This window comes from Pontibacter sp. LHS1 (assembly GCF_058932855.1).
In genome coordinates, this window is the sequence record NZ_JBZYWF010000009.1 from 53,389 (window position 1) to 77,193 (window position 23,805).

21 protein-coding genes are annotated in these 23,805 nt (G+C 50.1%); 10 read left to right on the top strand and 11 right to left on the bottom strand.

Annotation, left to right across the window (positions count from 1 at the left end; genetic code table 11):
* Positions 1-167: 167 nt before the first annotated feature.
* The 4 genes from AC5FXQ_RS16435 (at position 168) to AC5FXQ_RS16450 (ending at position 5,119) form a co-directional block, all read left to right on the top strand.
* The gene (locus AC5FXQ_RS16435; protein ID WP_493603506.1) at positions 168-713 is read left to right on the top strand and encodes a Riean_0653 family protein; all 546 of its coding nucleotides are present in this window, start codon (positions 168-170) and stop codon (positions 711-713) included.
* A 49-nt stretch (positions 714-762) separates the two neighbouring features.
* The gene (locus tag AC5FXQ_RS16440) at positions 763-1,251 is read left to right on the top strand and encodes a Riean_0653 family protein (protein WP_493603507.1); all 489 of its coding nucleotides are present in this window, start codon (positions 763-765) and stop codon (positions 1,249-1,251) included.
* Between the two features lie 129 nt (positions 1,252-1,380).
* Positions 1,381-3,477 (top strand): ATP-dependent DNA helicase RecG, encoded by a 2,097-nt coding sequence (gene recG, locus AC5FXQ_RS16445; RefSeq protein WP_493603508.1) that lies wholly within the window; start codon positions 1,381-1,383, stop codon positions 3,475-3,477.
* 181 nt (positions 3,478-3,658) lie between these two features.
* The gene (locus tag AC5FXQ_RS16450; RefSeq protein ID WP_493603509.1) at positions 3,659-5,119 is read left to right on the top strand and encodes a hypothetical protein; all 1,461 of its coding nucleotides are present in this window, start codon (positions 3,659-3,661) and stop codon (positions 5,117-5,119) included.
* Here the strand turns inward: AC5FXQ_RS16450 and AC5FXQ_RS16455 are convergent, their stop codons facing one another.
* From AC5FXQ_RS16455 to AC5FXQ_RS16480, 6 genes are all read right to left on the bottom strand, one after another.
* Positions 5,120-5,851, bottom strand: coding sequence for a glycosyltransferase family 2 protein (locus tag AC5FXQ_RS16455; RefSeq protein ID WP_493603510.1), 732 nt, complete (start codon positions 5,849-5,851; stop codon positions 5,120-5,122).
* 143 nt (positions 5,852-5,994) lie between these two features.
* Positions 5,995-7,791, bottom strand: coding sequence for an acyl-CoA dehydrogenase FadE (locus AC5FXQ_RS16460; protein WP_493603511.1), 1,797 nt, complete (start codon positions 7,789-7,791; stop codon positions 5,995-5,997).
* A 37-nt stretch (positions 7,792-7,828) separates the two neighbouring features.
* Positions 7,829-9,007 (bottom strand): thiolase family protein, encoded by a 1,179-nt coding sequence (locus AC5FXQ_RS16465; RefSeq protein WP_493603512.1) that lies wholly within the window; start codon positions 9,005-9,007, stop codon positions 7,829-7,831.
* A gap of 98 nt (positions 9,008-9,105) precedes the next feature.
* On the bottom strand, positions 9,106-11,508 hold the full coding sequence (locus AC5FXQ_RS16470; RefSeq protein ID WP_493603513.1) for a 3-hydroxyacyl-CoA dehydrogenase/enoyl-CoA hydratase family protein: 2,403 nt from the start codon (positions 11,506-11,508) through the stop codon (positions 9,106-9,108).
* 26 nt (positions 11,509-11,534) lie between these two features.
* Positions 11,535-11,969: a MarR family winged helix-turn-helix transcriptional regulator gene (locus AC5FXQ_RS16475; protein ID WP_493603514.1), complete on the bottom strand. Its 435-nt coding sequence runs from the start codon at positions 11,967-11,969 to the stop codon at positions 11,535-11,537.
* 230 nt (positions 11,970-12,199) lie between these two features.
* Positions 12,200-13,957 (bottom strand): AMP-dependent synthetase/ligase, encoded by a 1,758-nt coding sequence (locus AC5FXQ_RS16480; RefSeq protein WP_493603515.1) that lies wholly within the window; start codon positions 13,955-13,957, stop codon positions 12,200-12,202.
* 242 nt (positions 13,958-14,199) lie between these two features.
* Here AC5FXQ_RS16480 and AC5FXQ_RS16485 point away from each other — a divergent pair, with 242 nt between their 5' ends.
* The 4 genes from AC5FXQ_RS16485 (at position 14,200) to murQ (ending at position 17,506) form a co-directional block, all read left to right on the top strand.
* Positions 14,200-15,351, top strand: coding sequence for a formimidoylglutamase (locus AC5FXQ_RS16485; protein ID WP_493603516.1), 1,152 nt, complete (start codon positions 14,200-14,202; stop codon positions 15,349-15,351).
* 109 nt (positions 15,352-15,460) lie between these two features.
* Positions 15,461-15,718, top strand: a complete 258-nt coding sequence (locus AC5FXQ_RS16490) for a cytochrome b5 domain-containing protein (RefSeq protein ID WP_493598823.1) — start codon at positions 15,461-15,463, stop codon at positions 15,716-15,718.
* 61 nt (positions 15,719-15,779) lie between these two features.
* Positions 15,780-16,640: a hypothetical protein gene (locus tag AC5FXQ_RS16495; protein ID WP_493603517.1), complete on the top strand. Its 861-nt coding sequence runs from the start codon at positions 15,780-15,782 to the stop codon at positions 16,638-16,640.
* 47 nt (positions 16,641-16,687) lie between these two features.
* A complete protein-coding gene (murQ, locus tag AC5FXQ_RS16500) occupies positions 16,688-17,506 on the top strand; it encodes an N-acetylmuramic acid 6-phosphate etherase (RefSeq protein ID WP_493603518.1) in 819 nt (272 codons plus the stop codon).
* Positions 17,507-17,599: 93 nt separating this feature from the next.
* Here murQ and AC5FXQ_RS16505 read toward each other — a convergent pair whose 3' ends face one another.
* Positions 17,600-18,682, bottom strand: coding sequence for a P-loop NTPase fold protein (locus AC5FXQ_RS16505; RefSeq protein ID WP_493603519.1), 1,083 nt, complete (start codon positions 18,680-18,682; stop codon positions 17,600-17,602).
* A gap of 223 nt (positions 18,683-18,905) precedes the next feature.
* Between AC5FXQ_RS16505 and AC5FXQ_RS16510 the strand changes: the two genes are divergently transcribed.
* Positions 18,906-19,475 (top strand): hypothetical protein, encoded by a 570-nt coding sequence (locus AC5FXQ_RS16510; protein ID WP_493603520.1) that lies wholly within the window; start codon positions 18,906-18,908, stop codon positions 19,473-19,475.
* A gap of 74 nt (positions 19,476-19,549) precedes the next feature.
* On the opposite strand, the gene AC5FXQ_RS16515 is transcribed toward AC5FXQ_RS16510, so the two are convergent.
* The 4 genes from AC5FXQ_RS16515 to era all read right to left on the bottom strand — a co-directional run bounded on the left by AC5FXQ_RS16515 (position 19,550) and on the right by era (position 22,400).
* Positions 19,550-19,711 carry a hypothetical protein gene (locus AC5FXQ_RS16515; protein WP_493603521.1) on the bottom strand — a complete coding sequence of 54 codons (162 nt, stop codon included), beginning with the start codon at positions 19,709-19,711 and terminating at the stop codon, positions 19,550-19,552.
* A 166-nt stretch (positions 19,712-19,877) separates the two neighbouring features.
* Positions 19,878-20,063 carry a hypothetical protein gene (locus tag AC5FXQ_RS16520; RefSeq protein WP_493603522.1) on the bottom strand — a complete coding sequence of 62 codons (186 nt, stop codon included), beginning with the start codon at positions 20,061-20,063 and terminating at the stop codon, positions 19,878-19,880.
* A gap of 72 nt (positions 20,064-20,135) precedes the next feature.
* Positions 20,136-21,449, bottom strand: coding sequence for a ribosome biogenesis GTPase Der (gene der, locus AC5FXQ_RS16525; RefSeq protein WP_493603523.1), 1,314 nt, complete (start codon positions 21,447-21,449; stop codon positions 20,136-20,138).
* Positions 21,450-21,512: 63 nt separating this feature from the next.
* Positions 21,513-22,400, bottom strand: a complete 888-nt coding sequence (gene era, locus AC5FXQ_RS16530; protein WP_493603524.1) for a GTPase Era — start codon at positions 22,398-22,400, stop codon at positions 21,513-21,515.
* Positions 22,401-22,632: 232 nt separating this feature from the next.
* Here era and hemH point away from each other — a divergent pair, with 232 nt between their 5' ends.
* Positions 22,633-23,661 (top strand): ferrochelatase, encoded by a 1,029-nt coding sequence (gene hemH / locus AC5FXQ_RS16535; protein ID WP_493603525.1) that lies wholly within the window; start codon positions 22,633-22,635, stop codon positions 23,659-23,661.
* Positions 23,662-23,805 lie beyond the last annotated feature (144 nt).

Genomic DNA, 23,805 nt, shown 5'->3' on the forward strand with positions numbered 1-23,805 from the left:
TTGAGAAAAGACCGTGGGTATACCTGCGGTCTTTTTTGCGTTTCTACAATCTGAACATTTGTGTCTGACTTGGTTATCTCCCCTGGTGAAGCGAAAATGTAGCTTATAACACTATAGATACAGTAGATAATATTTGCTATATTGATTATGCAATATTCTACTCCGCTATGAAGCAAATTTCAAAACTTATCTTGCTGCCTCTGACTCTCCTCTTTGCTGGCTGTAAAAAAGACGAGTTGAAACTGCTGCCCGATGCTACTCAGACTGGAGCTGACACCATGGGGGCTATTGTTAACGGCAAAGCTTGGGTAGCTAACGGTGGCACAGGCTTTCTGGCCCCTAAGCCTGTGGAGGGTGGGTATCTAGCAACAAGATCCTTTGACGAAACCCGCAACAATGTGTTCATTAGTGCTTACAGGAAAAATAAAACCAGTTTACATATTTATTTGCGGAATGTGACTCAGCCGGGGGAGTATTTGCTAAACACAACCACAAAACCAATCGGAGGTGAGTTAATACAACCCCATAACCACGGAGCTTACCAAGTGCCTGGCAAGCTGCTCATAACCAACAGCAGGTATACGGGCAAGGTCATCATCACCCGGGCGGACACAGTTAACAAAATCGTGTCGGGCATCTTCGCTTTCAAGGCTGTGCACGGAAGTGATACAGTGACGGTGACTAACGGCCGTTTTGACGTTGGCAGACGTTGACCTATTATTTATCGTTTCTTTTATCTTCATTTTTTAACCTGCACATCTTATGAAACAACTAAATCTGCTTAGTATGCTGCTACTTGTCTTGCTCTTACCAGCATGCAATAAAGACAAGATATGCCAGGACGAAGCCTTCTGTGTAGAAGTAAATGGCAAGAAATGGTGGCCCAGCAGCGGCGGCGATTTCAAATCAAGCCCGCTCACAGCAAGGTTACTTTACGGTGATAGCGTGTTGGCAATACGAGCTTCATCTGCCTCAGATAGAATATATTTAAGTATTCGGGATGGGAATGTTATCTCCAACAAGAATTATGTACTATCGGACACTTTAAGTAGAGGGTACTATGATAAGAGTATTGCACCTGACGAGTTTGAAACAGATGCAGATCATACAGGTATGGTTTACATAAATGAAATCAATAAATCTAAAAAGACCTTAAATGGGACTTTTCATTTCAAAGCTCAAAATTCTAATACAGGTGAGGTAGTAGAAATTACCAACGGCTCATTTAATATTAACTATGTAGAGTATTAAGCAATTAAATAGACCTTTCTATTTTAACTGCTAACAAACTTTACAACTTACAAAGCCCCTCCAGCACTTACACCTGTCGGGCTTTTGCTTATTTTTGTAATCTACACCAGCTAATTTCACCCAAAGCCCTTGAACAACTTCTTCCATACCAAGATCGAATTTCTGAAAGGCGTGGGGCCGCAGCGGGCTGAGTTGATGCAGAAGGAGCTCAATATCTATACCTATGGCGACCTAATACAGCACTACCCTTTCCGGTACCTCGACCGCACCCAGTTCTACAAGATAGCCGAACTGGACGAGAGCATGCCCTACGTGCAGGTGCGCGGGCGTGTGCGGGGCAAGGAGTTGCTGGGTGAGGGCCGTAAACAACGCCTGGCCGCTACACTGGTGGACGAGGACGGTAGTGAAATGGAGCTGGTCTGGTTCAAAGGGGTTAAGTGGATGCAAAAGACGCTGAAGAACCACACCGACTATATCGTGTTTGGCAAACCTACCTCATTTAATGGTAAGTGGAACATGGCCCACCCGGAACTGGAGGAGCTGGTAGAGGAGAAACAGACCGCTGCTTTTCTGCAGCCGGTATACCATACCACCGAAAAGCTCAAAGCCCACCGCGTCGAGAGCAAAGTGATCGCCCGCATGATGGAGATGCTGCTGAAAGTGGCAGTGCCGAATATCAACGAGACGCTTTCCCCGGAGCTGATTGACCATTATCGCCTAATGAGCAAACGGGATGCGTTGATCAACATTCACTTCCCGCAGTCGGTGGAGAAGTATAATGCAGCCAAGTTCCGGCTCAAGTTTGAAGAGCTCTTTTACATTCAACTACGCCTGCTGCGCCAGAAAACGGTGCGCCGTGCCGACCTGGTCGGTCAGGTGTTCAGGCATGTTCCGACGGTAACGGAGTTCTACAAAAACCACATGACCTTCGACCTGACCAATGCGCAGAAGCGGGTTATCAAGGAAATACACAAAGACCTGACAGCCGGTAAGCAGATGAACCGCTTGTTGCAGGGCGATGTGGGCTCAGGCAAAACCATCGTAGCTTTTATTACCATGCTGATTGCCGCTGACAACGGGGCGCAGTCGGTGCTGATGGCTCCTACCGAGATTTTGGCGGACCAACATTATACCGGCCTCAAAGCTTTTGCTGACCGACTAGGTATAAACATTGGCAAACTTACCGGTTCTACCAAAACCAAAGACCGCAAGGTGCTGCATGAGCAGCTGCGCTCCGGTGAGATGAAAATGATAGTCGGTACGCACGCCTTGCTGGAGGACGTGGTGCAGTTCCATAACCTGGGCCTTTGCATTGTGGATGAACAGCACCGCTTCGGAGTAGAGCAGCGCTCTAGGCTGTGGCGCAAGAACCCGCGCATCATTCCGCATGTACTCGTCATGACGGCCACGCCTATACCCCGCACCCTGGCCATGACGCTCTACGGCGACCTGGATGTGTCCGTGATCGACGAAATGCCGGCCGGCCGTAAAGAGATTGTGACGGTGCACCGCTTCGACTCACACCGCCTGAAGGTGTTCCAATTTGTGCGCGATCAGATCAAGCTGGGCCGCCAGGTATACATCGTGTACCCGCTCATTGAGGAGTCGGAAGGGATGGACTACAAGGACCTGATGGACGGCTATGAAAGTATACGCCGGGCTTTCCCGGAGTACCAGGTGAGTATGGTGCACGGCAAACTCAAGGCACAGGACAAAGACTACGAAATGCAGCGCTTTGTGCGCAACGAGACGCAGATCATGGTGGCTACGACTGTAATTGAAGTGGGCGTGAACGTGCCGAATGCCTCCGTGATGATCATCGAGAGTGCTGAGCGATTCGGTCTGTCGCAGCTGCACCAGTTGCGTGGCAGGGTGGGCCGTGGCGCTGAGCAGAGCTACTGCATTCTGATGACCGGGTATAAGCTCAGCAAAGACAGCAAGACCAGACTGGAGACGATGGTGCGCACCAACAACGGCTTCGAGATCGCAGACATCGACCTGAAGTTGCGCGGTCCGGGTGACCTGATGGGTACGCAGCAGAGTGGTGTGCTGGACCTGCTCATCGCCGACCTGGCCAAAGACGCACCCATTTTGCAGGAAGCCCGTGCGGCTGCTCAACGTATCTTGAACGAAGACCCGCAATTGGAGCAGCCACAGAACCAGAATATTATGCGCCACATCAAATCGCTAAGCTTAAATACCATCAACTGGAGCCGCATAAGCTAGAAACTGCCCTGATCATGACAGGGGCCTGCGCACGAAGCTATTATATTTGAAAATGGGTTCCACGCGAAACAAGTTGTAGTTTCCTATATAGGCATTTGTAAAGTATAACCGTATACAGCAAATTTATGTGCTAATTACACTGCCATTGCATTGATTTCCTAAACCGCTATACCTTATACCCGTGAAAACACTTCACCTCCTCATATTCATCTTGCTGGGGCTTTGCTATACCGCCACAACTGCACAGGCACAAGGCCGCAAAGCCGCTATACCTTTCAGCTACATACCTGACAATACGGAAGACCAATATAACCAGAGCATCAGCAGCAAGACGCTTCCGCTGGGAACCGAGGGCTTCGTAATCCTCAGCCGCAGCAAACCTGGGGAATATACCATAGAGCGCTATAATACAGTCCTCAAAAAAGCCTGGTCGGCTGCTGTACCGCTGGCCGCTGAAGAAACGGTGGAGGCTTTTGTCAGGAATCAGGACGCTGTGCTGCTGGTCACACACCGCACAAACGAGCAGGGCAATCAGGTGCTGTATGCACATCGGGTAGACCTGCATAGCGGTCAGAAAGAGAAGCCCGTACTACTGCTCGAAGCTCCAGCGGATGCACGTAAAGCAGGTATAGCAATCTCGCCTGATGGCACCAAACTTTTAGCCTACCGCTACAGCGTTTCTGGCAATCAGGTACTGCAGTCCATCAGCGGCAGCCTGTATGATGGCAAACTTCAGAAAGTAAAAGACACAAAGTACAGCCTGACCGACCTGCGCGGCATTGTGTCGGCTGAGGTGATCGTGAATGATACTGGTGACCAGTTCATCAGCCTGATCTCTGAAAACATGGAGCGCCTGACTGTACGTCAGTATACCTTAAAGTCCCCGGAAGCTAAAGGCATGTCGGTGCTGGTTGGTGGTACTTTTGAGGGTAAGAAGGTATACATCATGGACAGCAAGTACGCCCTGCAGCCCAATGGCAACCTGTATGGTGTGGTGCTAACGGCCGACGAAAAAACGGGCGAATATTATAGCCTGAAAGCTGTGAAGTTTGATTTCGAGAATGAAGATATGGTGTTTGCAGAGGAGTTCAGGTTCACGCCTGAGTATCTAGCTAGTGTGAACAGCCTGGATAAAAGCGGCGGTGCAAAAGCAAGGCGCCTCGAAGACATTTACCTGACCGATCTCATCCTGACACCGGAAGAGAAACTAATCGTGATGGCAGAAAAAAAGTATATGGAGGGTGGTGAGAACTCTCCTTACTATGCCAAAGAAATTCACCTGTTTGCCTACGATCAGTTTATGGGCACTGCCTGGAGCTCTGTGCTGATGAAAAATCAGAAAGCACCTGCTGATGAAGCCTTCACAGGCATCTCGTATCGCTATCATTTGGCGGGTAACACATTGCACCTGCTTACCCTGGAAGAGTTGAACGGAAAGCATGACTTATACCTGCGCCGCATTGACACCAGCACCGGCAAAGCTGAAGCACCTAAGGCTGCTGGCCTGAATGTAGCCAAAGGCGAAGACACCGCCTACGTAAAAGACTTCACGGCCTGGCTGGGCGAAAAGGACCTGGTAGTGGTGGTGCGGCCATCCAAGAAAGCAAACAGTCTGCAACTACGTCGTCTGCAGATCAAGTAACTAGTCTAACCTTATACCTGACAAAAAGCGTGACCATTCTCTTGTCGCGCTTTTTTGTCTTTTAAGCTTGCGGGTAAAAGAGCTCAGCTGCACCAGCATGTGCACAAAACCTACATAATCCACTATCTCTACATACATCCGGAACTCTCTCCGAGAGCCCTCCAGTACCCCAAGTTTGTCTACCTTATAGGTATTCATGGCCGACCAGGGCATCCAGCGTACCCGTTTGCCACGTTTAATCATATAGCGGTTAATGGCCACTTCCAACTGATAGCGTGCCACTGGCTGGGCTAGCACCTGCTCTAAGTCGCTTCGCCGCAAAAGCCGCTCCCCTGACAGCAGTATATCACTTCGGTACCAGCGCACAAACCACGGCGATCGGATCCGCCGCAAGATCAGCATGTCAACATTTGTGGTGCCCTGGAAAGCAAAGACAGCTTTCTCAAGCTCAGTTCTGTTTAATTCCTGCAAATCAGCATCCATCAGCAGAATCAACTCATGCTGCACAAACTGAAGGCCATACTGTATAGCGGCGGCTTTCCCCCGGTTTTGACTGAGGCGAATGACTTGCACAGTGGGCCACTGCCGGCTTACCATCATGGCAGTGCCATCAGACGATCCGTCATCCACACAGATTACCTGCCGTATGCCCTTTACCTTTACCACGACATCCAGTACTGCCGCAATCCGCTCCCGTTCGTTATAGCAGGGAATTAAACATGTTACCCCCATACGTTCCTCTTTGTTAATGACACTTTGGTTTTCAGGTATGTTTACGCATGTCAGGCTATTAAGTCATTCGAGAGCAAGCCATTAAAACAAAAAGGCTACCCCCTACGGAGGCAGCCTTTCCTAAACTATAGATTTGTCAGAATCTAGTACACGAATTCATTCGCCTCGATCATAGCAGCAGCTATGCGTCGGCGTGCCTCTTTGGTATTGTAGAGGTCTTTTTTGGTGAAGCGCTTCAGGCCCATGAACAACAGACGCTGTTCGTCACCCTCCACCATAGCTGCGATTGCATCCTTACCAGCCAGGAAGGCAGTATCCACTGCATCGTTCACGGTCACGCGCACAATGTCGATCTGGTTAGCCACGGCATCCTCGCCTTTCATACCTACCAGCTTCTCCACACGCAGCAGTGTTGACTCTGCCACGTAGGTCTTGATAGCCATGTCGGCAATGTTCATCAGGATTTCCTGCTCTTTGGCCAGTGAGTTCATGTATTTCTGCACCGCTGTACCGGCTACCATCAGGATCGCTTTCTTGAGGTTGCGGATCGCCTTGTGCTCTGCGGCAAATAAACCTTCTTCTTCAGCACCGAAATCAGGTATAGCCATCAGCTCGTTTTGCACGTTTTGCGCAGGGCCCATCAGGTCCAGCTCACCGTTCATGGCTTTTTTGAGGATCATGTCCACGGTGAGCATGCGGTTGATCTCGTTGGTACCCTCGAAAATGCGGTTGATGCGGGAGTCTCGGTAGGCGCGGTCCATTGGGTAGTCGGCTGAGAAGCCGTAGCCACCGTAGATCTGCACGCCTTCATCCACCACATAGTCCAGCACTTCAGAACCTTCTACTTTCAGGATGGCACACTCCACAGCAAACTCGCGGGCAGCACCCAGCATGGCTTCGTTCTCGTCTTTGCCAGAAGCCAGCAGTTCCTGCTCTTTGCGATAAATGTCCATACCGCAACGGTATAGCGCTGACTCCACGGCATAGATGCGAATAGCCTGCTCAGCCAGTTTGTGGCGGATAGCACCGAATTTAGAGATCGGCAGTTTGAACTGCTGACGCTCGTTGGCATACTTGATCGACAGGTCCACCACTTTTTTAGAGGCACCCAGCGTCGCTGCGCAAAGCTTGATACGGCCGATGTTGAGGATGTTGAAAGCGATCAGATGGCCCTTACCAATATCACCCAGTACGTTCTCTTTCGGCACTTCGCAATCAGACAGGAACACCTGACGTGTGGAAGAACCTTTGATACCCATTTTGTGCTCTTCGTTACCAAGGCTCAAACCCGGATAGCCTTTCTCTACGATAAAGCCTGTGAACTTGTCGCCGTCCACCTGCGCGAACACGATGAATACATCGGCAAAGCCTGCATTGGTGATCCACATTTTTTGTCCGTTCAGGATGTAGTGCGTACCTGCTTCGTTCAGCACCGCTTTGGTTTTGGCAGCCAAGGCATCAGAACCAGATCCCGGCTCTGTGAGGCAGTAAGCCGCTGCCCATTCGCCAGAAGTCAGCTTTGGCAGGTACTTCTGCTTCTGCTCGTCTGTGCCGAAGTACAGGATTGGCAGCATGCCTATACCTGTGTGTGCCGCGAAAGCGACCGGGAAGGAGTGCCCGCCCCCTACTGACTCTGTTACCAGAAGCGAGGTGTTGAAGTCCATATTCAGGCCGCCGTATTGCTCCGGCATTGACACCGCAAACAGGCCCAGCTCACCTGCTTTCTTCATCAGGCCTTCCATCAGGCCTTCCTCGTGGTTATCGAGGCGGTCAAGAAGCGGGTTCACTTCTTCACGCACGAAGTCCAGACAGGTCTGCGCCATCATGCGCTGCTCCTCGCTGAACTCGGCAGGTATAAATACGTCCTGCGGATCAGTTTCTTTGATCAGAAATTCACCACCGCGAACAGTGGCTTTATTTTTATCTGTTACATTTTCCATGGCAGATTATGATTAGTGTTTTAGGTACAGATTTTTTTTACTTCAATAATTCGTAGATGCCGGCAACGCCCTGCCCGCCGCCTACGCAGGCGGTCACCATGCCGTACTTTTTACCGAGTCGGCGCAGTTCATGAAACTGCTGCACGCTTAGTTTGGCACCGGAGCAACCCAGTGGGTGACCTAAAGCAATAGCACCACCACTGATATTAAGCTTAGCAGGATCAAAGTCCAGGTGACGCATCACGGCGATAGATTGAGCCGCGAAAGCTTCGTTCATCTCGATCAGGTCGATATCGTTGAGTGTCATACCTGCCATTTTAAGTGCTTTTGGCACGGCTGCGATCGGCCCCATACCCATGATGCGAGGGTCTACGCCACCAGTTCCGTAGCTCACCATGCGGGCGATCGGCTCCAGGTTCAGTTCCTTCACCATGCGCTCGCTCATCACAATCACAAAGGCTGCACCGTCAGATGTTTGCGAAGAATTACCGGCCGTTACTGAGCCGCCAGCTGCAAACACCGGCTTTAGGCGGGCTAGAGCCTCCAGGGAAGTATCGGCACGGGGGCCTTCGTCGGTGTCTACTACATAAGAGCGGGTTTTCTTTTTGCCGTTATCGTCGATGTAGGTTTCCTCTACCGTAATCGGCACGATCTGCTCTTTGAAGTAGCCATTCTTGATGGCGTTGATGGCCTTCTGGTGTGAATTATAGGCAAATTCATCCTGGTCTTCACGGGTCACATTGTAGTCTTTGGCCACTGCTTCCGCTGTAAGGCCCATGCTCAGGTACCAGTCTGGGTTCTTTTTGGCGATATTGTAGTTTGGTACTGTCTTCCAGCCAACAGTCGGCACCATCGACATAGATTCTGTACCACCCGCAATGATACAGTCTGCCATACCTGCCGCAATGCGGTTACAGGCAATGGCAATGGTCTCCACGCCCGAGCCGCAGTAGCGGTTCACAGTCATACCCGACACAGACATCGGCAGTGACAGAAGAGCGATCATGCGACCTATCTGCAGGCCTTGCTCTGCTTCCGGCACGGCATTGCCCACGATCAGGTCGTCTACGCGCTCCGGGTCAAGGGCAGGTACAGAAGCCAAAAGATGTTTGATGACGTCAGCGGCCAGGTCATCGGGTCTGGTGAACCGGAAGCCCCCGCGCCCGGCTTTGCCTACTGCGCTACGAAATCCGGCTACGATATATGCGTTGTTCATATTTCTGATTGCTAAATTGTTAAATGGTTGATTGTTGATCCCTCAGAATTGTTTCCAAAGAGCACAATCATGATTTATTACCCATTATTCATTAGACATTAATTTCTCAGCGGCTTGCCTGTAGTCAGGATGCTCTGGATACGCTCCAAGGTTTTGCGCTCACCGGTCAGTGACAGGAAGGCTTCGCGCTCGAGATCCAGGAGGTACTGCTCGCTCACATCTGTCGGGGCAGAGAGGTCGCCGCCGCACATTACATAGGCCAACTTCTCCGAGATTTTCTTGTCGTGCTCCGAGATGTAGCCGCCTGTTACCATAGCACTGGCTCCCGTCAGGAACATGCCTAAAGCGCCTCTGCCCTGCACTTTTATCTTAGTTTTTTTGGCTGGCTGTGTATACCCTGCTTCGGCCAGACGAATAGCCTGTGCTTTCGCGTCGGCAATCAGTCGGTTGTTGTTGAGGGTAATGGCGTCGCCTTGGCGCATAAAGCCCAGGTCAAATGCCTCTTTGGCGGAGGTAGACACTTTGGCCATACCGATGTTCAGGTAGATGTTCTTGAGCGTGTTATACTCAATGTCGCCCTCTTCGTACATCTCAGCTGCGCGAAGCGTCATTTCTTTCGTGCCGCCACCGCCAGGTATAAGGCCTACGCCAAACTCCACCAGACCCATGTAGGTCTCGGCAGCTGCCTGCACATGGTCGCAATGCAGGTTCAGTTCGCAGCCACCGCCCAGTGTGAGACCGTGCGGCGCACCTACCACAGGTATAGCCGAATAGCGCATGCGCATCATCGTGTCCTGGAACTGCTTGATCATGAAGTTGATCTCGTCATACTCCTGCTCCAGGGCATACATATAAATAAGGCCCACGTTGGCACCGGCAGAGAAGTTCGCTGCCTGACTGCCCACTACCATACCTCTGAATTCTTTCTCGGCTATTTCAATGCCTTTATTCAAACCCTGCACCACATCACCACCGATGGTATTCATCTTCGTGTGGAACTCTACGTTCAGGATGCCGTCACCAAGGTCAATCAATGTAGCGCCGGTATTTTTCCACACCACTTTGTTGCTGCGCAGGTTGTCGAGGATGATGAAGTTCTCTACACCCGGTATAGCCTTGTATTCTTTGCTTTGTATGTCGTAGTAGCGACGGTTGCCGTTCTCCACGATGTAGAAGGATTCTTTGCCTTGGTTGAGCATCTCCTCTACCCAAGCCGCAGGCTGATAGCCAGCTTCAATCATGCGCTGAACACCTTCACGCGCACCGATCACGTCCCAATACTCGAACGGCCCCAGTTCCCAGCCGAAGCCGGCACGCATGGCATCGTCGATGCGGTACAGCTCGTCAGAAATCTCAGGTATGCGGTTGCTCACGTACTGGAACAGACCGTAAAGCGACTCATTGAAAAACTGCGCGGCCTTGTCCTCCTGCTTCGAGAAGGTCTTCACACGTTTCTTCAGGTCCTCGATCGGCTTGAGCACTTCGAGGCTCTGGAACTTCGGACGCTGCTTTGGTCCGTACTCCAGTGTGTTCAGGTCAAGCGTAAGTATCTCGGTTTTGCCTTTAGCGTCTTTGGTTTTCTTGTAGAAGCCCTGACCGGTCTTGTCGCCCAACCATTTGTTCTCTACCATTTTCTGCAGGTAGTCCGGCAGCTTAAACAGCTCACGCGACTCGTCCTGCTCGCCTGTCTGATACAAGCCATTGGCTACATTCGCCAGCGTATCGAGACCGACTACGTCCAGCGTGCGGAAAGTGGCTGACTTCGGACGGCCGATGATAGGCCCCGTAATACGGTCCACCTCGTCCACGTTCAGACCGAGTTTGTTCATCACCTGCAAGCCCTGCATAATGGCGTAAATACCGACACGGTTTGCAATGAAAGCAGGTGTGTCTTTGGCCAGTACGGTAGTCTTGCCAAGGTATAAGTCGCCGTAGTGCATCAGGAAGTCCACAACATCCTGATCGGTTTCTGGCGTAGGTATAATTTCCAGTAATTTGAGGTAGCGCGGCGGGTTGAAGAAGTGCGTACCGCAGAAGTGCTTTTTGAAATCATCGGAGCGGCCCTCCAGCATCATGTGGATCGGGATACCCGAGGTATTGGAAGTGATCAGCGTGCCCGGCTTGCGGTACTGCTCCACCTGATCGAATACCGACTTCTTGATCTTCAGGTTCTCCACTACTACCTCAATGGTCCAGTCGGCAGTGGCGATGTCCTTCATGTTGTCTTCAAAGTTACCCGTCTGGATCAGGCGGGCATCGGACTTACGGTAGATAGGCGAAGGATTAGACTTGATGGCAGCTTCCAGCGCAGTGTTCACAATGCGGTTGCGGACATGCTTGCTCTCCAGCGTCAGCCCTTTTTTCTCTTCGTCAGGAGTCAGCTCACGCGGCACGATGTCGAGCAACAGCACCTGCACACCAATATTGGCAAAATGGCAGGCAATGCGGGAGCCCATGACACCGGAGCCCAGCACGGCTACTTTCTTAATTAATCTCTTCATAGAAAAAGCTTGATGGTCTACTATGGTTAGAAAATCTCTTTGTTTTCGATCATGTTGATGATGCGCTCAGACACCCGAAAAAAGGTATTCAACTCCTCCTGCGGAATAGCCTCCTGCACCTTTCGGTTAAAGTGGAGTACCGTGCGGCGAGACACTTCTTTTTTCTCCAGCCCTTTTTCGGTCAGGAATATCCGAACCAGCCGCTTGTCCCTGTCGTCCGACACCTTATAGATAAGGCCTTTCTCCTCCATACTTTTCAGAATGCGGGTCAGGCTGCGCGCCTCCAGACCAAGCAGGGGAGCAATCTTAGTGGCGGGGGTACCTGTCTCCTGATTGATGTTTAGAAGAACAAATCCTATGGAAGTGGTAATGTCATTTTTGGCAGCCTCTGTATTATACATACGCGAGATAGCATGCCAACAAACCTTCACATTATAATCTACGGTCTCTTCCGGCTTCATGCATCATGTTGTTTATACCAAATATAAAGAAAAATGTTATGCAAGCATACTAATTTGACGAAAAATTTATTCCTCTCCCGCCCTCACAGGTTAAAGCGGATTTCGTGCTATAGTACCTCCCGCTATAGTTTATGTATAATCCATAGAATGGTTACAAACAAAAAACCCTTTCCAGACCGGAAAGGGTTTTTTGTTACCTGAAAGGCTTTAATCCTTAAATTCACTTCATATTAATACATGCTGTCAATCTCTTTCTGGTAATTGGCTGTGATGTTTTTACGCTTCACCTTCAGAGTCGGCGTCAGCTCACCGCTTTCCACCGTCCACATGTTCGGGATCAGTGTGAACTTCTTGATTGTTTCGAATTGCGCCAGCCCTTCGTTGGCTTTGTCCACCTCACGCTTATACTTGTCAATGATCTCCGGCTTGGTGATCATCTCGGCATCAGAGGTATACGGTATACCTTTGTGCGCACACCAGTCCTGCAGCCCCAGGAACGAAGGTACTATCAGAGCAGCGGCGTACTTCTGCCCGGCTCCTACCACCATGGCCTGCTCGATCACCACTGACTCCTTCAGCTTGTTCTCAATTGGCTGAGGTGCCACATACTTGCCACCCGACGTCTTGAACATCTCCTTCTTGCGGTCTGTGATCTTGAGGAACTTGCCCTCTACCATTTCTCCGATGTCACCAGTATGGAACCACCCTTCGGCATCGATCACTTCGGCAGTCAGATCAGGTTTCTTGTAGTAGCCTTTCATCACGTGTGGTCCACGGGTCAGAATCTCGCCATCCTCAGCGATTTTGATCTCTACCCCATCAATGGCCATACCTACGGTGCCAATCACGTTGTTCTCCGGCTCGTAGCGGTTCACAGCTATCACCGGTGACGTCTCCGTCAGGCCATAGCCTTCCATCACGCGGATGTTAGCCGACCAGAACACACGGGCCAGACGCGGCTGCAGGGCCGCTCCACCCGATACGATAGCAATTACGTTGCCACCCAGGGCCTCACGCCATTTGCTAAAGATAAGTTTATTAGCCAGCTCCAGCTGTTTGTTATACCACCAGCCTTTGTCTTCGCGGGTGTCATACTGCAGACCGAGCTCCAAAGCCCAGAAGAAAAGTCTGCGCTTCACGCCGGTCAGTTCCATACCTTTGGCCACGATCTTGTCATATACCTTCTCGAGCAGACGCGGCACCGTGGTAAACACATGCGGCTGCACCTCTTTGAGGTTATCAGCTACTTTTTCGATGCTCTCGGCGTAGTAGATCGACACGCCAATGCGCATGTATAAATAAAGGAGCATGCGCTCGAAAATGTGGCAAAGCGGCAGGAAGCTTAGGGCCCGGTGATGCTGGTTTACCGGCACATAAGGCAACGTACCAGTCACGTTGCTGATGATGTTGTTATTTGTCAGCATTACCCCTTTTGGGTTGCCAGTTGTACCAGAGGTATAGATAATGGTGAGGACATCATCCGGCCCAACACCAGACTTCATAGGTTCTAACTGAGCTACATCTTCCCCTTCTCCCAGCTTGATGACTTCCTTCCAGTGCTTGGCACCGTGTATATCATCAAAGGTATAGATCTCCTTGATGCTCTCCATCCCTTCAGTAGCAGCCACTACTTTGTTGTAAAGTTCGGCATCAGAAACAAACACAGCTTTCACCTCTGCATCATTGAAAATGTACCGGTAATCCTCCACGGTAATAGTCGGATACATCGGCACGCTAATAGCACCTATCTGCTGTATACCAAAGTCAGCAAACACCCACTCCGGTCGGTTCAGGGAGATAATAGCCACTTTGTCGCCCTTCCCTATACCTAGTTTCAGCAGACCAAGGCTCACCTGATTGGCAGTGTCCTGCACCTCTTGTGTGCTGTATTTAATCCATTGTCCGTTAACTTTTGTCGCCAGACAGTCCGGCTGAGGCGAGTTCTGCAGCTGAAAAGGCAGCAGATCAAGGGTGCGGGTTACGTTCATTGTGTTTGCTAAGGTTAGTGTCAGTCTATTTTAGGACATCCCGAACGATGGCACAACATGGGCCACACGTTCGTTAGTATGTGCATTTTAATTATTTTTTTCTGAAATTTCTATACCTGCCAGTACAAATATTTGCCATTCATTATATTGATAGCACTTTTTACGATAAAAACTTATACTTAATTAAAAGCCACTCACAAAAGCAGCAGTTTTGCTATATTTGAACTTCCTGATACTGATTTATGAACCTTTCCATCTTCTTCGAACCTCTAAATGAGGACATTTTTGCGCTGCTTGACAAACCGCGCACACTTGGTGCCTATATCGGCCGCTTTACTGGCAAATTCCCTGACTGGCGCTCAGCTGATATCGCCCTGATCGGGATAAACGAGACCCGGGGACAAGGAGAGGAAACAGTAGCAGAGGTCATTCCGGCCCGTGCTGTACGCAAAAAACTGTACAGCCTTCACAAAGGAGCCGGTCGCTGCAACATAGTCGACCTGGGCAATCTGCGGCCGGGTATAACACTCGACGACACTTACCTGCGGCTGAAAGAAATCGTTGAAATCCTCATATCCCATAACACCATCCCCATTATTATTGGCGGCACGCATGACCTGGAATATGGACAGTACATGGGCTATGAGCACCTGGAGCGTGCCGTGAACATGGTAACCGTGGACAGCAGCGTGGACATGAGCGAGGACAATGACGTGCCTGCCAACAGAAAGCAGCTCCGCCAGATTCTGATGCACGAACCGAACTACCTCTTCAGCCTGGGCCAGATCGGCTACCAGTCTTACCTGGTGGACCCAGAAGTGATGGCCACGTTCGAAAAGCTGCACTTTGAGGCTTACCGTGTAGGCGAAGTGCATCGCAGTGTGCAGGAAATGGAGCCGGTTGTGCGCCAGGCTGACCTGCTTACATTCGACATTTCGGCTATCCGCCACCAGGATGCGCCGGGCTATACGCCTGCCAACCCGTTTGGGCTTACGGGCGAGGAGGCTTGCCAGCTGTGCTGGTATGCAGGTCTGAGTGACCAGATGACATCATTGGGTATTTATGAGTATGATCCGGCACAGGACAGACAGGAATTGACAGCCATGACCATCGCCACCATGATCTGGTACTTCATCGAGGGCTTCTACCACCGCAAGAACGAAACAGAATTCAGCTCCAGCAAGTTTACCAAATACGCCGTGGCCTTTAACGACAACCCGGAGCGCATGACTTTCTACAAAAGCAAAGTCAGTGAAAAGTGGTGGATGGAGGTAGAGCCCCTTTCAGATGAAAAGAGCCCGCGCATTGTACCCTGCAGTTACGAAGACTATCTGCAGGCCATCAAAGGCGAGGTGCCTAACCGCTGGATCGTGACGCAGGCACGCATCGGCTAACACTTTAGGAAGCGAACAAAGAAACAAACCCGATTCTGTTTCGTTTGCCCCAATCACTAGGGCAGTATTATTATATTTGCAATCCGGGCTCAGTGAGGCCTGCAATCGAATGGAAGAAAATCTCCCGGAGTACACCCTGCAACAGCTTGCCCTGCGCAATGGCCAGGACCGTGACGAAGTATGGGTGGCTTACAAAGGGCTGATTTATGACGTAAAAAAATCACGTCTGTGGCGGAGCGGCAACCACTACGAACACTGGGCAGGCCAAGACCTGACCGAGGAACTGAAGGACGCGCCGCATACCGAATATGTATTTGACAAATTTGAGGTGATCGGACAAGTCAAAAACTCAGTATACCGAAAATAAAACACAGGGAGTACGCTACTGTAACAGGTAGGCTCCTGATCAACTATAAATTACCAACACTATGATTCTGATAGCTGACAGCGGCTCTACCAAAACAGACTGGCGTGTAATCGATGCCAACAATGAGTATGAACAGGTCAACACAACTGGCATCAACCCACAGTACCTCGATACTGACAAGATCTACAGCATTTTTGAGACCGAGCTGCTGCCTCAGCTGAAAGAAAAAAATATTAGCGCCATTTACTACTATGGTGCTGGCTGTAGCTCTCCAGAGCGTAACAGACGCGTAGAAGACGCCCTTAGCCGCGCCTTCCCAAACGTACCAAACTATGTGGACCATGACCTGCTGGCTGCGGCCCGTGCCCTGTGCGGTCACAAGCCAGGTATAGCCTGTATTCTGGGTACCGGCTCTAACTCCTGCCTTTATGATGGCAAGAACATTATAGACAATGTGACTTCGCTAGGTTTCCTGATGGGTGACGAGGGCAGTGGCGCCTATCTGGGCAAGCTGTTGATTAAGGCCTACATGTACCGCGAGTTGCCAGAAGAACTGGCCACTTCACTCAAGAACAGGTATAATCTGACTAAGGACGGTATACTTGACGCTGTGTACGGCTCTGACATACCGAGTCAGTACCTGGCTACTTTTGCCAAGTTCATGTATGAAAAACGCAAGAGCCCGGTGATCAAAGAGATGATTTATGAGAACTTCGAGGAGTTCTTTGAACGCCATGTCAGCAAATATGAGGGTTTTGGCGAGCTTCCTGTAAACTTTGTAGGTTCTATCGCGTTTCATTTCTCGGACACGCTCAAGCTGGTAGCCAAGAAATATGGCTGCCATATCGGAGTAATCATCTCCAGCCCAAGCGAGGGCCTGATCAAATACCACCAGGAGCTGCTGAAAATGCAGAATGCCTAACTAGAAACACGCTTTTTTACTGAATTCAAATTTGACCGATTAGCACAGTGTCCACTACCGAATCCGACTCACTTTACGATAGATTAGAGCAAATGCCTGTGCACGAGTTGCTCACCTGCATCAACCAGGAAGACAAAAGTGTGCCACTGGCTGTTGAGCGTGTGATACCTCAGATCGAGACGCTGGTAAATGTCACAGTGGAGCGCCTCCGTAAGGGAGGCAGACTCTTTTACATTGGGGCAGGCACCAGTGGGCGGCTAGGCATAGTAGATGCATCGGAGTGCCCTCCTACGTATGGGGTGCCCCATGGCTTGGTAATCGGCATTATAGCAGGTGGTGATGGAGCTATCCGGAAGGCAGTGGAGTTTGCCGAAGACGACACGAAGCAAGCCTGGAAGGACCTGCAGAAGCATAATATCACTGCCAAAGACATCGTGGTAGGTATAGCCGCTTCGGGCAGCACGCCATATGTAATAGGCGGATTGGAAGACTGCCGTCGCCAGGGGATAGCCACGGGCTGTATTGTGTGCAATGCCAACAGTGCCATAGCCGCCGCTGCTGACTATCCGGTAGAAGTAATCACAGGGCCGGAGTTTGTAACAGGCAGCACCCGCATGAAGGCCGGTACTGCTCAAAAGCTGGTGCTCAACATGCTCACCACTGCCACCATGATCCAGCTTGGCCACGTGAGGGGCAACAAGATGGTGGACATGCAGCTATCGAACACCAAGCTGGTAGAGCGCGGCACACGCATGCTGATGGAAGAGCTACAGTTGGCAAAACCAGAGGCTGCTGCTCTGCTCAAGAAGTATGGCAGCGTTCGTGCCGCCATTGAGGCCTATCGCAATGGCAATGGCATTTCTTAAGAAGGCTTATTTCTGATAAAAACAGCTCGGCCTGCCAGTAAACTTTAATACTGGCAGGCCGAGCTGTTTTATAGCTTTTTCGATAAAGAGCTGCTAGTCCAGGATGGCCATACTTTCTACAAGCACTTTTGCGGCTTCTTTGCTTGGAACTTTGTAATTGGTCACCGCCCAGTCATACCCTAGCTTAAAGCGGTCATCTTTCATGGCGTAACGCATTTTCTCGCGGTAATCGGCTACAGGTTCAAGACCAAGCGCCTGCCGAAGCTCGTTCGCCTGCGCCTCTTCCTCCTCGCTCATGCGCTGGATCAGGTAGCGACTCGACAGGTCTCCGAACTCTTCGTCGTCTTTGCAGTCTTCCGGTTTGTTGCAGATCACACGCGCCAGCACTTTAGACCGATACAGATTCTTGCCCTGCTGCTGGTCCATCAGGTAAGCCGCCGCATGCGGGTCGAGCTTGCCCTCCTGCACTGCCTGGGTAAGCACAGGCGTGAAGTCGAAGCCATTACGGGCAGAAGTCTGGCGTTGAATCACAATACTGAAGCGTGGCAGCGTCTCCAGCGTATCGGGCACTCCTATCAGTTCCTCCCCCGGATAACCGTGCTTGCTGATCCAGGCCAGCAGCCTTTTCACATTATCAGCTTCTATCTTTCTGATCGTATCGGCATGCACGCGCAGGCCTCCCTTCGCCTGCCGGAAGAACTGGTCACGGGCCCACAGCTCGTCCAGGTCGGCACGCAAGTCTATATTCATATTCTCACGAAAGGCTTTGCGGCGCTTCGGATACTTTTTGGCAAACTTTTTCCAGCCTTTGTGGGCTCGCAGCAGTTCAAACACCTCCTGCTGCTCCAGGTACTCCAGGGTCACTCCTTTTTGTACCAGTTTCTCAAGGTAGTCTATACCTTGTTTTTCGTTGCCAGTGAGGGTTGCACATACTGCGGCATTGTAATAGTCGCGGGCAAAGCCCTTGGGTACAGCTGAAAAGGCTTGCTGGTAAGTTTCCAGTGCCCCTTCGTAGTCCTTTGCCATCACCAGCCTTTCAGCTTTGTTGATTCGAGGATGGTACTCTTTAATATAATTTGCTTTCGCAAGCGCCTGACTGCCGTAACTCAGCACTACAAGCAGGAGAAGTAAAGAGATGGTCTGTCTTAAAAAATTGAAGCTGAATGTGAACTGCATAGAAAATGAGTGGTGTTTTCAGTTGGAACGTGCTATGTTATAACGTACTCGGGGCAGCCTTAGCATATCTTGCGGCCATTTTGTACCTGCTTATACCTGCATCAGCACGCAGGAGTTGACTAATCAGGCGATTTCTTCCTTAAATATAGCCAACTTTGTCCAAAATCTTAGAGTAGACAGACAAATGCCTGCCAGTGGCATAGGCGGCAAAATGAATTGATATATGCACACGATCGAACCCTTTTACAACTGGCTGGAGCTCTATTCAGCTTCCGACGATCCTCGCTCTCCACTGTATGGAGCCGAGAACAGCCTGACACACTACACCCATACCATCTACGGCTACTACATACACCCGCAGTGGGACGACATAGATTCCGAAACGCTCTTCCTGAAAATATTATATACCGACTACGACCTGGGATTTGCCGTAATCGAGTTTATCGGGGAGTGGAACGATGCGCTGAACAATGACATAATGAAGCTCAAGCGTAACATCATTGACCCACTCGTGCAGGAAGGAATCAAACATTTCATACTGATAGGCGAGAATGTGTTCAACTTCCACGGCTCCGAAGACGATTATTACGAAGAGTGGTTTGAGGATGTGGAGGAAGGCTGGATCGCTGCCATCAGCTTCCGTGACTTTGTGCTCAGCGAAATGCGCAGCTACAACATAGACTCGTACATCAACTCAGGTGGCACTCTGGACGAGCTACACTGGCGCACCTATACGCCAAAACGGCTCTTTGCGCTGGTCAACAGTATGATCCAGAAACGGCTTGGTCCGTGATCATATACCTGATTGCAGACATAAAAAACGGCACACCCTTCAAAGGGCCTGCCGTTTTTTATGTTGTAGATATTTTATTGTACAGCTTCTTCTGTTTCGTCTTCTACTTCTTCAGCGGCATCTTCCACGTCGTCGCCTACATCTTCTGCGGTGTCTTCCATTCTTTCTTGCGAATTTTCTTCACGCGTTTCGCATGATGTGAAAGAGAAAGTGAGCAAACCTGCCACAAGCATCATTAAAATTGGCTTTTTCATATTAAGTTGGTTAAGGTGAGAAATAAGCTTCTTGCAATACGCGGTCAGTATGTATAGGTTTTGGCATATATAAAAAAAAGCACTCCATGGAGTGCTTTTTTCTTTTGCCTGACCACATGGTCAGGTGGTAGTACTGGTACTAGTGTGATTACTGAACAGTAGTTGTGTCTTCCATTACAGATGTAGTGTCCATCTCCATGTCAGTCTCAACGTCAACTGTCTCCACAGTTTCAGTTTCAGTAGCTTCAACATCAGTTGCAGTTTCTTCTGCGTTATTGCATGATGCAAATGTGAAAAGACCTGCAACGAATAGTAAACCGAATACTTTTTTCATAATGTTTTGTGATTGGTTAAAGATGAAGCATCAAATATAACAGTATATCTGAATATATTGATATAGAAGCTCTTATTTTTTCTTAAACAACACTTTGATCGGCACACCCTCGAAGCCAAAATGCTTGCGGATGCTGTTCTCCAGGTAGCGTGTGTAAGGCTCCTTCACGTACTGCGGCAGGTTGCAGAAGAACGCAAACGTTGGGTTGTGCGTCGGCAGCTGCGTCACATACTTGATCTTGATGAACTTTCCTTTCACGGATGGTGGCGGGTAACGCTCGATATCCGGCAGAATCTTGTCGTTCAGCTTCGAAGTAGAGATTTTACGTGTTTTCTGCTCGTATACCTCCATCGCTGTTTCAACGGCCTTGTGCACACGCTGCTTTGTCACAACAGAAGTAAAGATGATCGGCACGTACTTGATCGGCGCAATTGCCTCCAGTATCTTCTCTTCAAACTCCTTGGTCGTATTCGTCTCTTTCTCTACCAGATCCCATTTGTTCACCAGAATCACGATGCCTTTGCGGTTTTTCTCGGCCAGCGAGATAATATTCACATCCTGCGACTCTATCCCTCTGGTAGCATCCAGCATCACAATACACACATCGGCATCTTCCAAAGCACGCACGGAGCGCATCACGGAGTAAAACTCAATGTCTTCGCTCACTTTGCTCTTGCGGCGCAGACCAGCTGTGTCGACAATGATGAACTCTTTGCCAAAGGCATTGTAGCGCGAGTCGATGGCATCGCGGGTAGTACCGGCTATGTCGGTTACGATGTTTCGCTCCACGCCCAGTAGCATATTCACGAAGGAAGACTTGCCCACGTTCGGGCGACCCAGTACGGCAAGCCTGGGTATACCTGCATCCGGATCCTCTATACCTTCAGTTTTAAAGTGTTTCACCACCTCGTCCAGCAACTCACCTGTACCGGAACCACTCTGGGATGAGATCGGGAAGATGTCTATACCTAGACCCAGTGCATAAAACTCGCCCATTTGATGAGCACGCGCATTGGTATCGGCTTTGTTGGCCACTACATAGATAGGCTTGTCGGTGCGGCGTAGTACGTTGGCGAACTCTTCGTCCAACCCAGTCAGGCCGGCCTCCACGTCTACCATGAACAGGATCACATCGGCTTCTTTGATCGCCAGCTCTACCTGCTTGTTGATTTCTCCTTCAAAAATATCGTCGGATCCATGCACATAACCACCTGTGTCAATCACGGTGAAATATTTGCCGATCCAGTCGCCGTGCCCGTAGCTACGGTCGCGGGTTACGCCGCTTTCGTTATCCATGATGGCTTGGCGGCGCCCTACAAGGCGATTAAAAAGTGTAGACTTGCCCACGTTAGGGCGGCCTACGATTGCAATGATGTTGGTTGACATCTAATAAAAATAAAATAGTTAAAGTGCCCCCGGAGCACCTTGCCCCGAAGCTTTAATGGTGCGCTACTCGCTGTAGCCGAATCGGCGTAGCAGCTTCTGGTCGGTTCGCCAGTTCTCGTTCACGCGCACGTATAAATCAAGAAATATCTTTTTCTGGAAAAACTGTTCCATATCCAGGCGGGCCTGCGTGCCTACTTTCTTCAGCGCTTCGCCTTTATGGCCAATCACAATACCTTTCTGGCTCTTGCGCTCCACACTGATTTCGGCACGGATACGGATGATGTCTTCTTCCTCTTTAAACTCCTCTACCACCACTTCGGTGCTGTAGGGAATTTCTTTTTTGTAGTTGAGGAAGATCTTCTCGCGGATCATCTCAGACACAAAGAAACGCTCGGGCTTGTCAGTCAGTTCATCTTTCGGATAAAAAGCCGGGTGCTCGGGCAGCAAAGCCATCAAACGACTGAACAATTGCTCTACGCCAAAGTTGTGTAAGGCTGAAATCGGATGGATCTCGGTCGGGTTCATCTTCTCCTGCCAGTAAGCCACTTTCTCGTTCACCTCTTCCTCTGTGGCCTGGTCAATCTTGTTGATCAGCAGCAGGATTGGCACCTCAGCATTTTGCAAACGTTTAATCACATCATCCTCGTCGTGCTTCTCGTAGATATCGGTCACAAACAGGATAATATCGGCGTCCTCCAGCGAAGTGCGCACAAAACTCATCATGGACTCGTGCAAAGCGTACTGCGGCTTGATGATGCCGGGAGTGTCAGAGTACACGATCTGGAAATCATCGCCATTCAGGATACCCATGATACGATGACGGGTGGTCTGGGCTTTGGACGTGATAATAGACAGCTTCTCCCCTACCAGGGCGTTCATGAGCGTGGATTTCCCCACATTTGGCTTACCTACTATACTTACAAAACCGGCTTTGTGCGGAGCTTGTGACATAATTAAAATTTGAGGATGCAAAATTACTTCTTTTTTACGAAACCCCGTGAAAATGTGTGGATTTAGAAGTTTCGAATGAGTGGTGAAGTAAACGAGTGCGTAAAGATTTAAACATTTCCTTCCGCTTTTGTCTTTACTCCATACCTTCCTCTATCAGGGTATAGAAACTATCGATCATAACTAACTCGTTATACTTCGTATCTTTGTATAGCAAAAAGCACTATTGATTTAGATGAGCAAGAAAAAAACAGGCAAGATTGGGGTTTTACTGGTGAACCTAGGTACACCGGATACGCCCAGCACTCCTGATGTTAGAAAGTACCTGCGTGAGTTCCTGCTGGACCCGCGCGTGATTGATATAAACCCTGTGGGACGTTATGCACTGGTGAATGGCGTGATCGCTCCTTTTCGTGCACCGAAGTCTGCCAAGGTATACCAGCAGCTCTGGACTGACCGCGGCTCTCCGCTGATGTACCATGGCCGCGACCTGCAGGCCAAACTGCAGACTAGCCTAGGCGACGATTATCATGTGGCCTTCGGTATGCGCTACCAAAGTCCAAGCATTAAAAGCGCCTTGGACGAACTCCGCGATAAGAGTGTGTCCCGCATCATCGTGGTACCGCTTTTCCCGCAGTACGCCTCCGCTACCACCGGTTCGGTGCAGGACAAGATCATGGAGATCGTGAAGGACTGGTGGATCATTCCGAGCATCAACTTCATCTCGACTTACTGCGACGATCCGGGCTTCATTAACGCCTTTGCTGAGTTGGGCAAGAAGTATATGGCCGAAGACAACTACGACCATGTGGTGTTCAGCTACCACGGTGTGCCGGAGCGGCAGATTCTGAAAGGCAGCGATAAAGGTTATTGCAAACTAGGTTCCTGCTGCAACAGTTACAACAAGCGTAACCGCTACTGCTACCGTGCTTCCTGCTTTGAAACTTCCCGCTTGCTAGCTGCTGAATTAGGCCTGAAAGAAGACCAGTATACCGTCGCTTTCCAGTCGCGACTGGGCAAAGATCCGTGGCTGCAGCCTTACACTGACGAAGTATTGAAGACCATGCCCGCCAAAGGCATCAAAAAGGTACTCGCCTTCAGTCCTGCTTTTGTAGCTGACTGCCTCGAAACGACCATAGAGGTTGGTGAGGAGTTTAGAGAAGAGTTCGAGCACGCCGGCGGCGAGAAGTGGGTGCTGGTAGAAAGCCTTAACTCCAACGACACGTGGGTGGAGGCGCTGAAGAACATGGTCCTGGAGAATTAGACGGATCTGAAAATTTGAGGATGTGGAGGCTGAGAATTTGAAAATGTATCTGCAGGTATAGCTCCTCCTTAGCAGGTATAAAAACAGAAGAGCCGCTGCAAATATTTGCAGCGGCTCTTCTGTTTCACATCGTTGACGGGTGCC

What these genes read in the sequence shown, in the direction of transcription:
- AC5FXQ_RS16435 (WP_493603506.1), top strand. Translation starts at nt 168, where the DNA reads ATGAAGCAAATTTCAAAACTTATCTTGCTGCCTCTGACTCTCCTCTTT.
- AC5FXQ_RS16475 (WP_493603514.1), bottom strand. Translation starts at nt 11,969, where the DNA reads ATGAAGCCGGAAGAGACCGTAGATTATAATGTGAAGGTTTGTTGGCAT.
- AC5FXQ_RS16495 (WP_493603517.1), top strand. Translation starts at nt 15,780, where the DNA reads ATGATTCTGATAGCTGACAGCGGCTCTACCAAAACAGACTGGCGTGTA.
- AC5FXQ_RS16510 (WP_493603520.1), top strand. Translation starts at nt 18,906, where the DNA reads ATGCACACGATCGAACCCTTTTACAACTGGCTGGAGCTCTATTCAGCT.
- AC5FXQ_RS16460 (WP_493603511.1), bottom strand. Translation starts at nt 7,791, where the DNA reads ATGGAAAATGTAACAGATAAAAATAAAGCCACTGTTCGCGGTGGTGAA.
- AC5FXQ_RS16490 (WP_493598823.1), top strand. Translation starts at nt 15,461, where the DNA reads ATGGAAGAAAATCTCCCGGAGTACACCCTGCAACAGCTTGCCCTGCGC.
- hemH (WP_493603525.1), top strand. Translation starts at nt 22,633, where the DNA reads ATGAGCAAGAAAAAAACAGGCAAGATTGGGGTTTTACTGGTGAACCTA.
- AC5FXQ_RS16485 (WP_493603516.1), top strand. Translation starts at nt 14,200, where the DNA reads ATGAACCTTTCCATCTTCTTCGAACCTCTAAATGAGGACATTTTTGCG.
- der (WP_493603523.1), bottom strand. Translation starts at nt 21,449, where the DNA reads ATGTCAACCAACATCATTGCAATCGTAGGCCGCCCTAACGTGGGCAAG.
- AC5FXQ_RS16440 (WP_493603507.1), top strand. Translation starts at nt 763, where the DNA reads ATGAAACAACTAAATCTGCTTAGTATGCTGCTACTTGTCTTGCTCTTA.
- AC5FXQ_RS16515 (WP_493603521.1), bottom strand. Translation starts at nt 19,711, where the DNA reads ATGATGCTTGTGGCAGGTTTGCTCACTTTCTCTTTCACATCATGCGAA.
- AC5FXQ_RS16465 (WP_493603512.1), bottom strand. Translation starts at nt 9,007, where the DNA reads ATGAACAACGCATATATCGTAGCCGGATTTCGTAGCGCAGTAGGCAAA.
- AC5FXQ_RS16480 (WP_493603515.1), bottom strand. Translation starts at nt 13,957, where the DNA reads ATGAACGTAACCCGCACCCTTGATCTGCTGCCTTTTCAGCTGCAGAAC.
- AC5FXQ_RS16520 (WP_493603522.1), bottom strand. Translation starts at nt 20,063, where the DNA reads ATGAAAAAAGTATTCGGTTTACTATTCGTTGCAGGTCTTTTCACATTT.
- AC5FXQ_RS16505 (WP_493603519.1), bottom strand. Translation starts at nt 18,682, where the DNA reads ATGCAGTTCACATTCAGCTTCAATTTTTTAAGACAGACCATCTCTTTA.
- AC5FXQ_RS16470 (WP_493603513.1), bottom strand. Translation starts at nt 11,508, where the DNA reads ATGAAGAGATTAATTAAGAAAGTAGCCGTGCTGGGCTCCGGTGTCATG.
- era (WP_493603524.1), bottom strand. Translation starts at nt 22,400, where the DNA reads ATGTCACAAGCTCCGCACAAAGCCGGTTTTGTAAGTATAGTAGGTAAG.
- AC5FXQ_RS16455 (WP_493603510.1), bottom strand. Translation starts at nt 5,851, where the DNA reads ATGGGGGTAACATGTTTAATTCCCTGCTATAACGAACGGGAGCGGATT.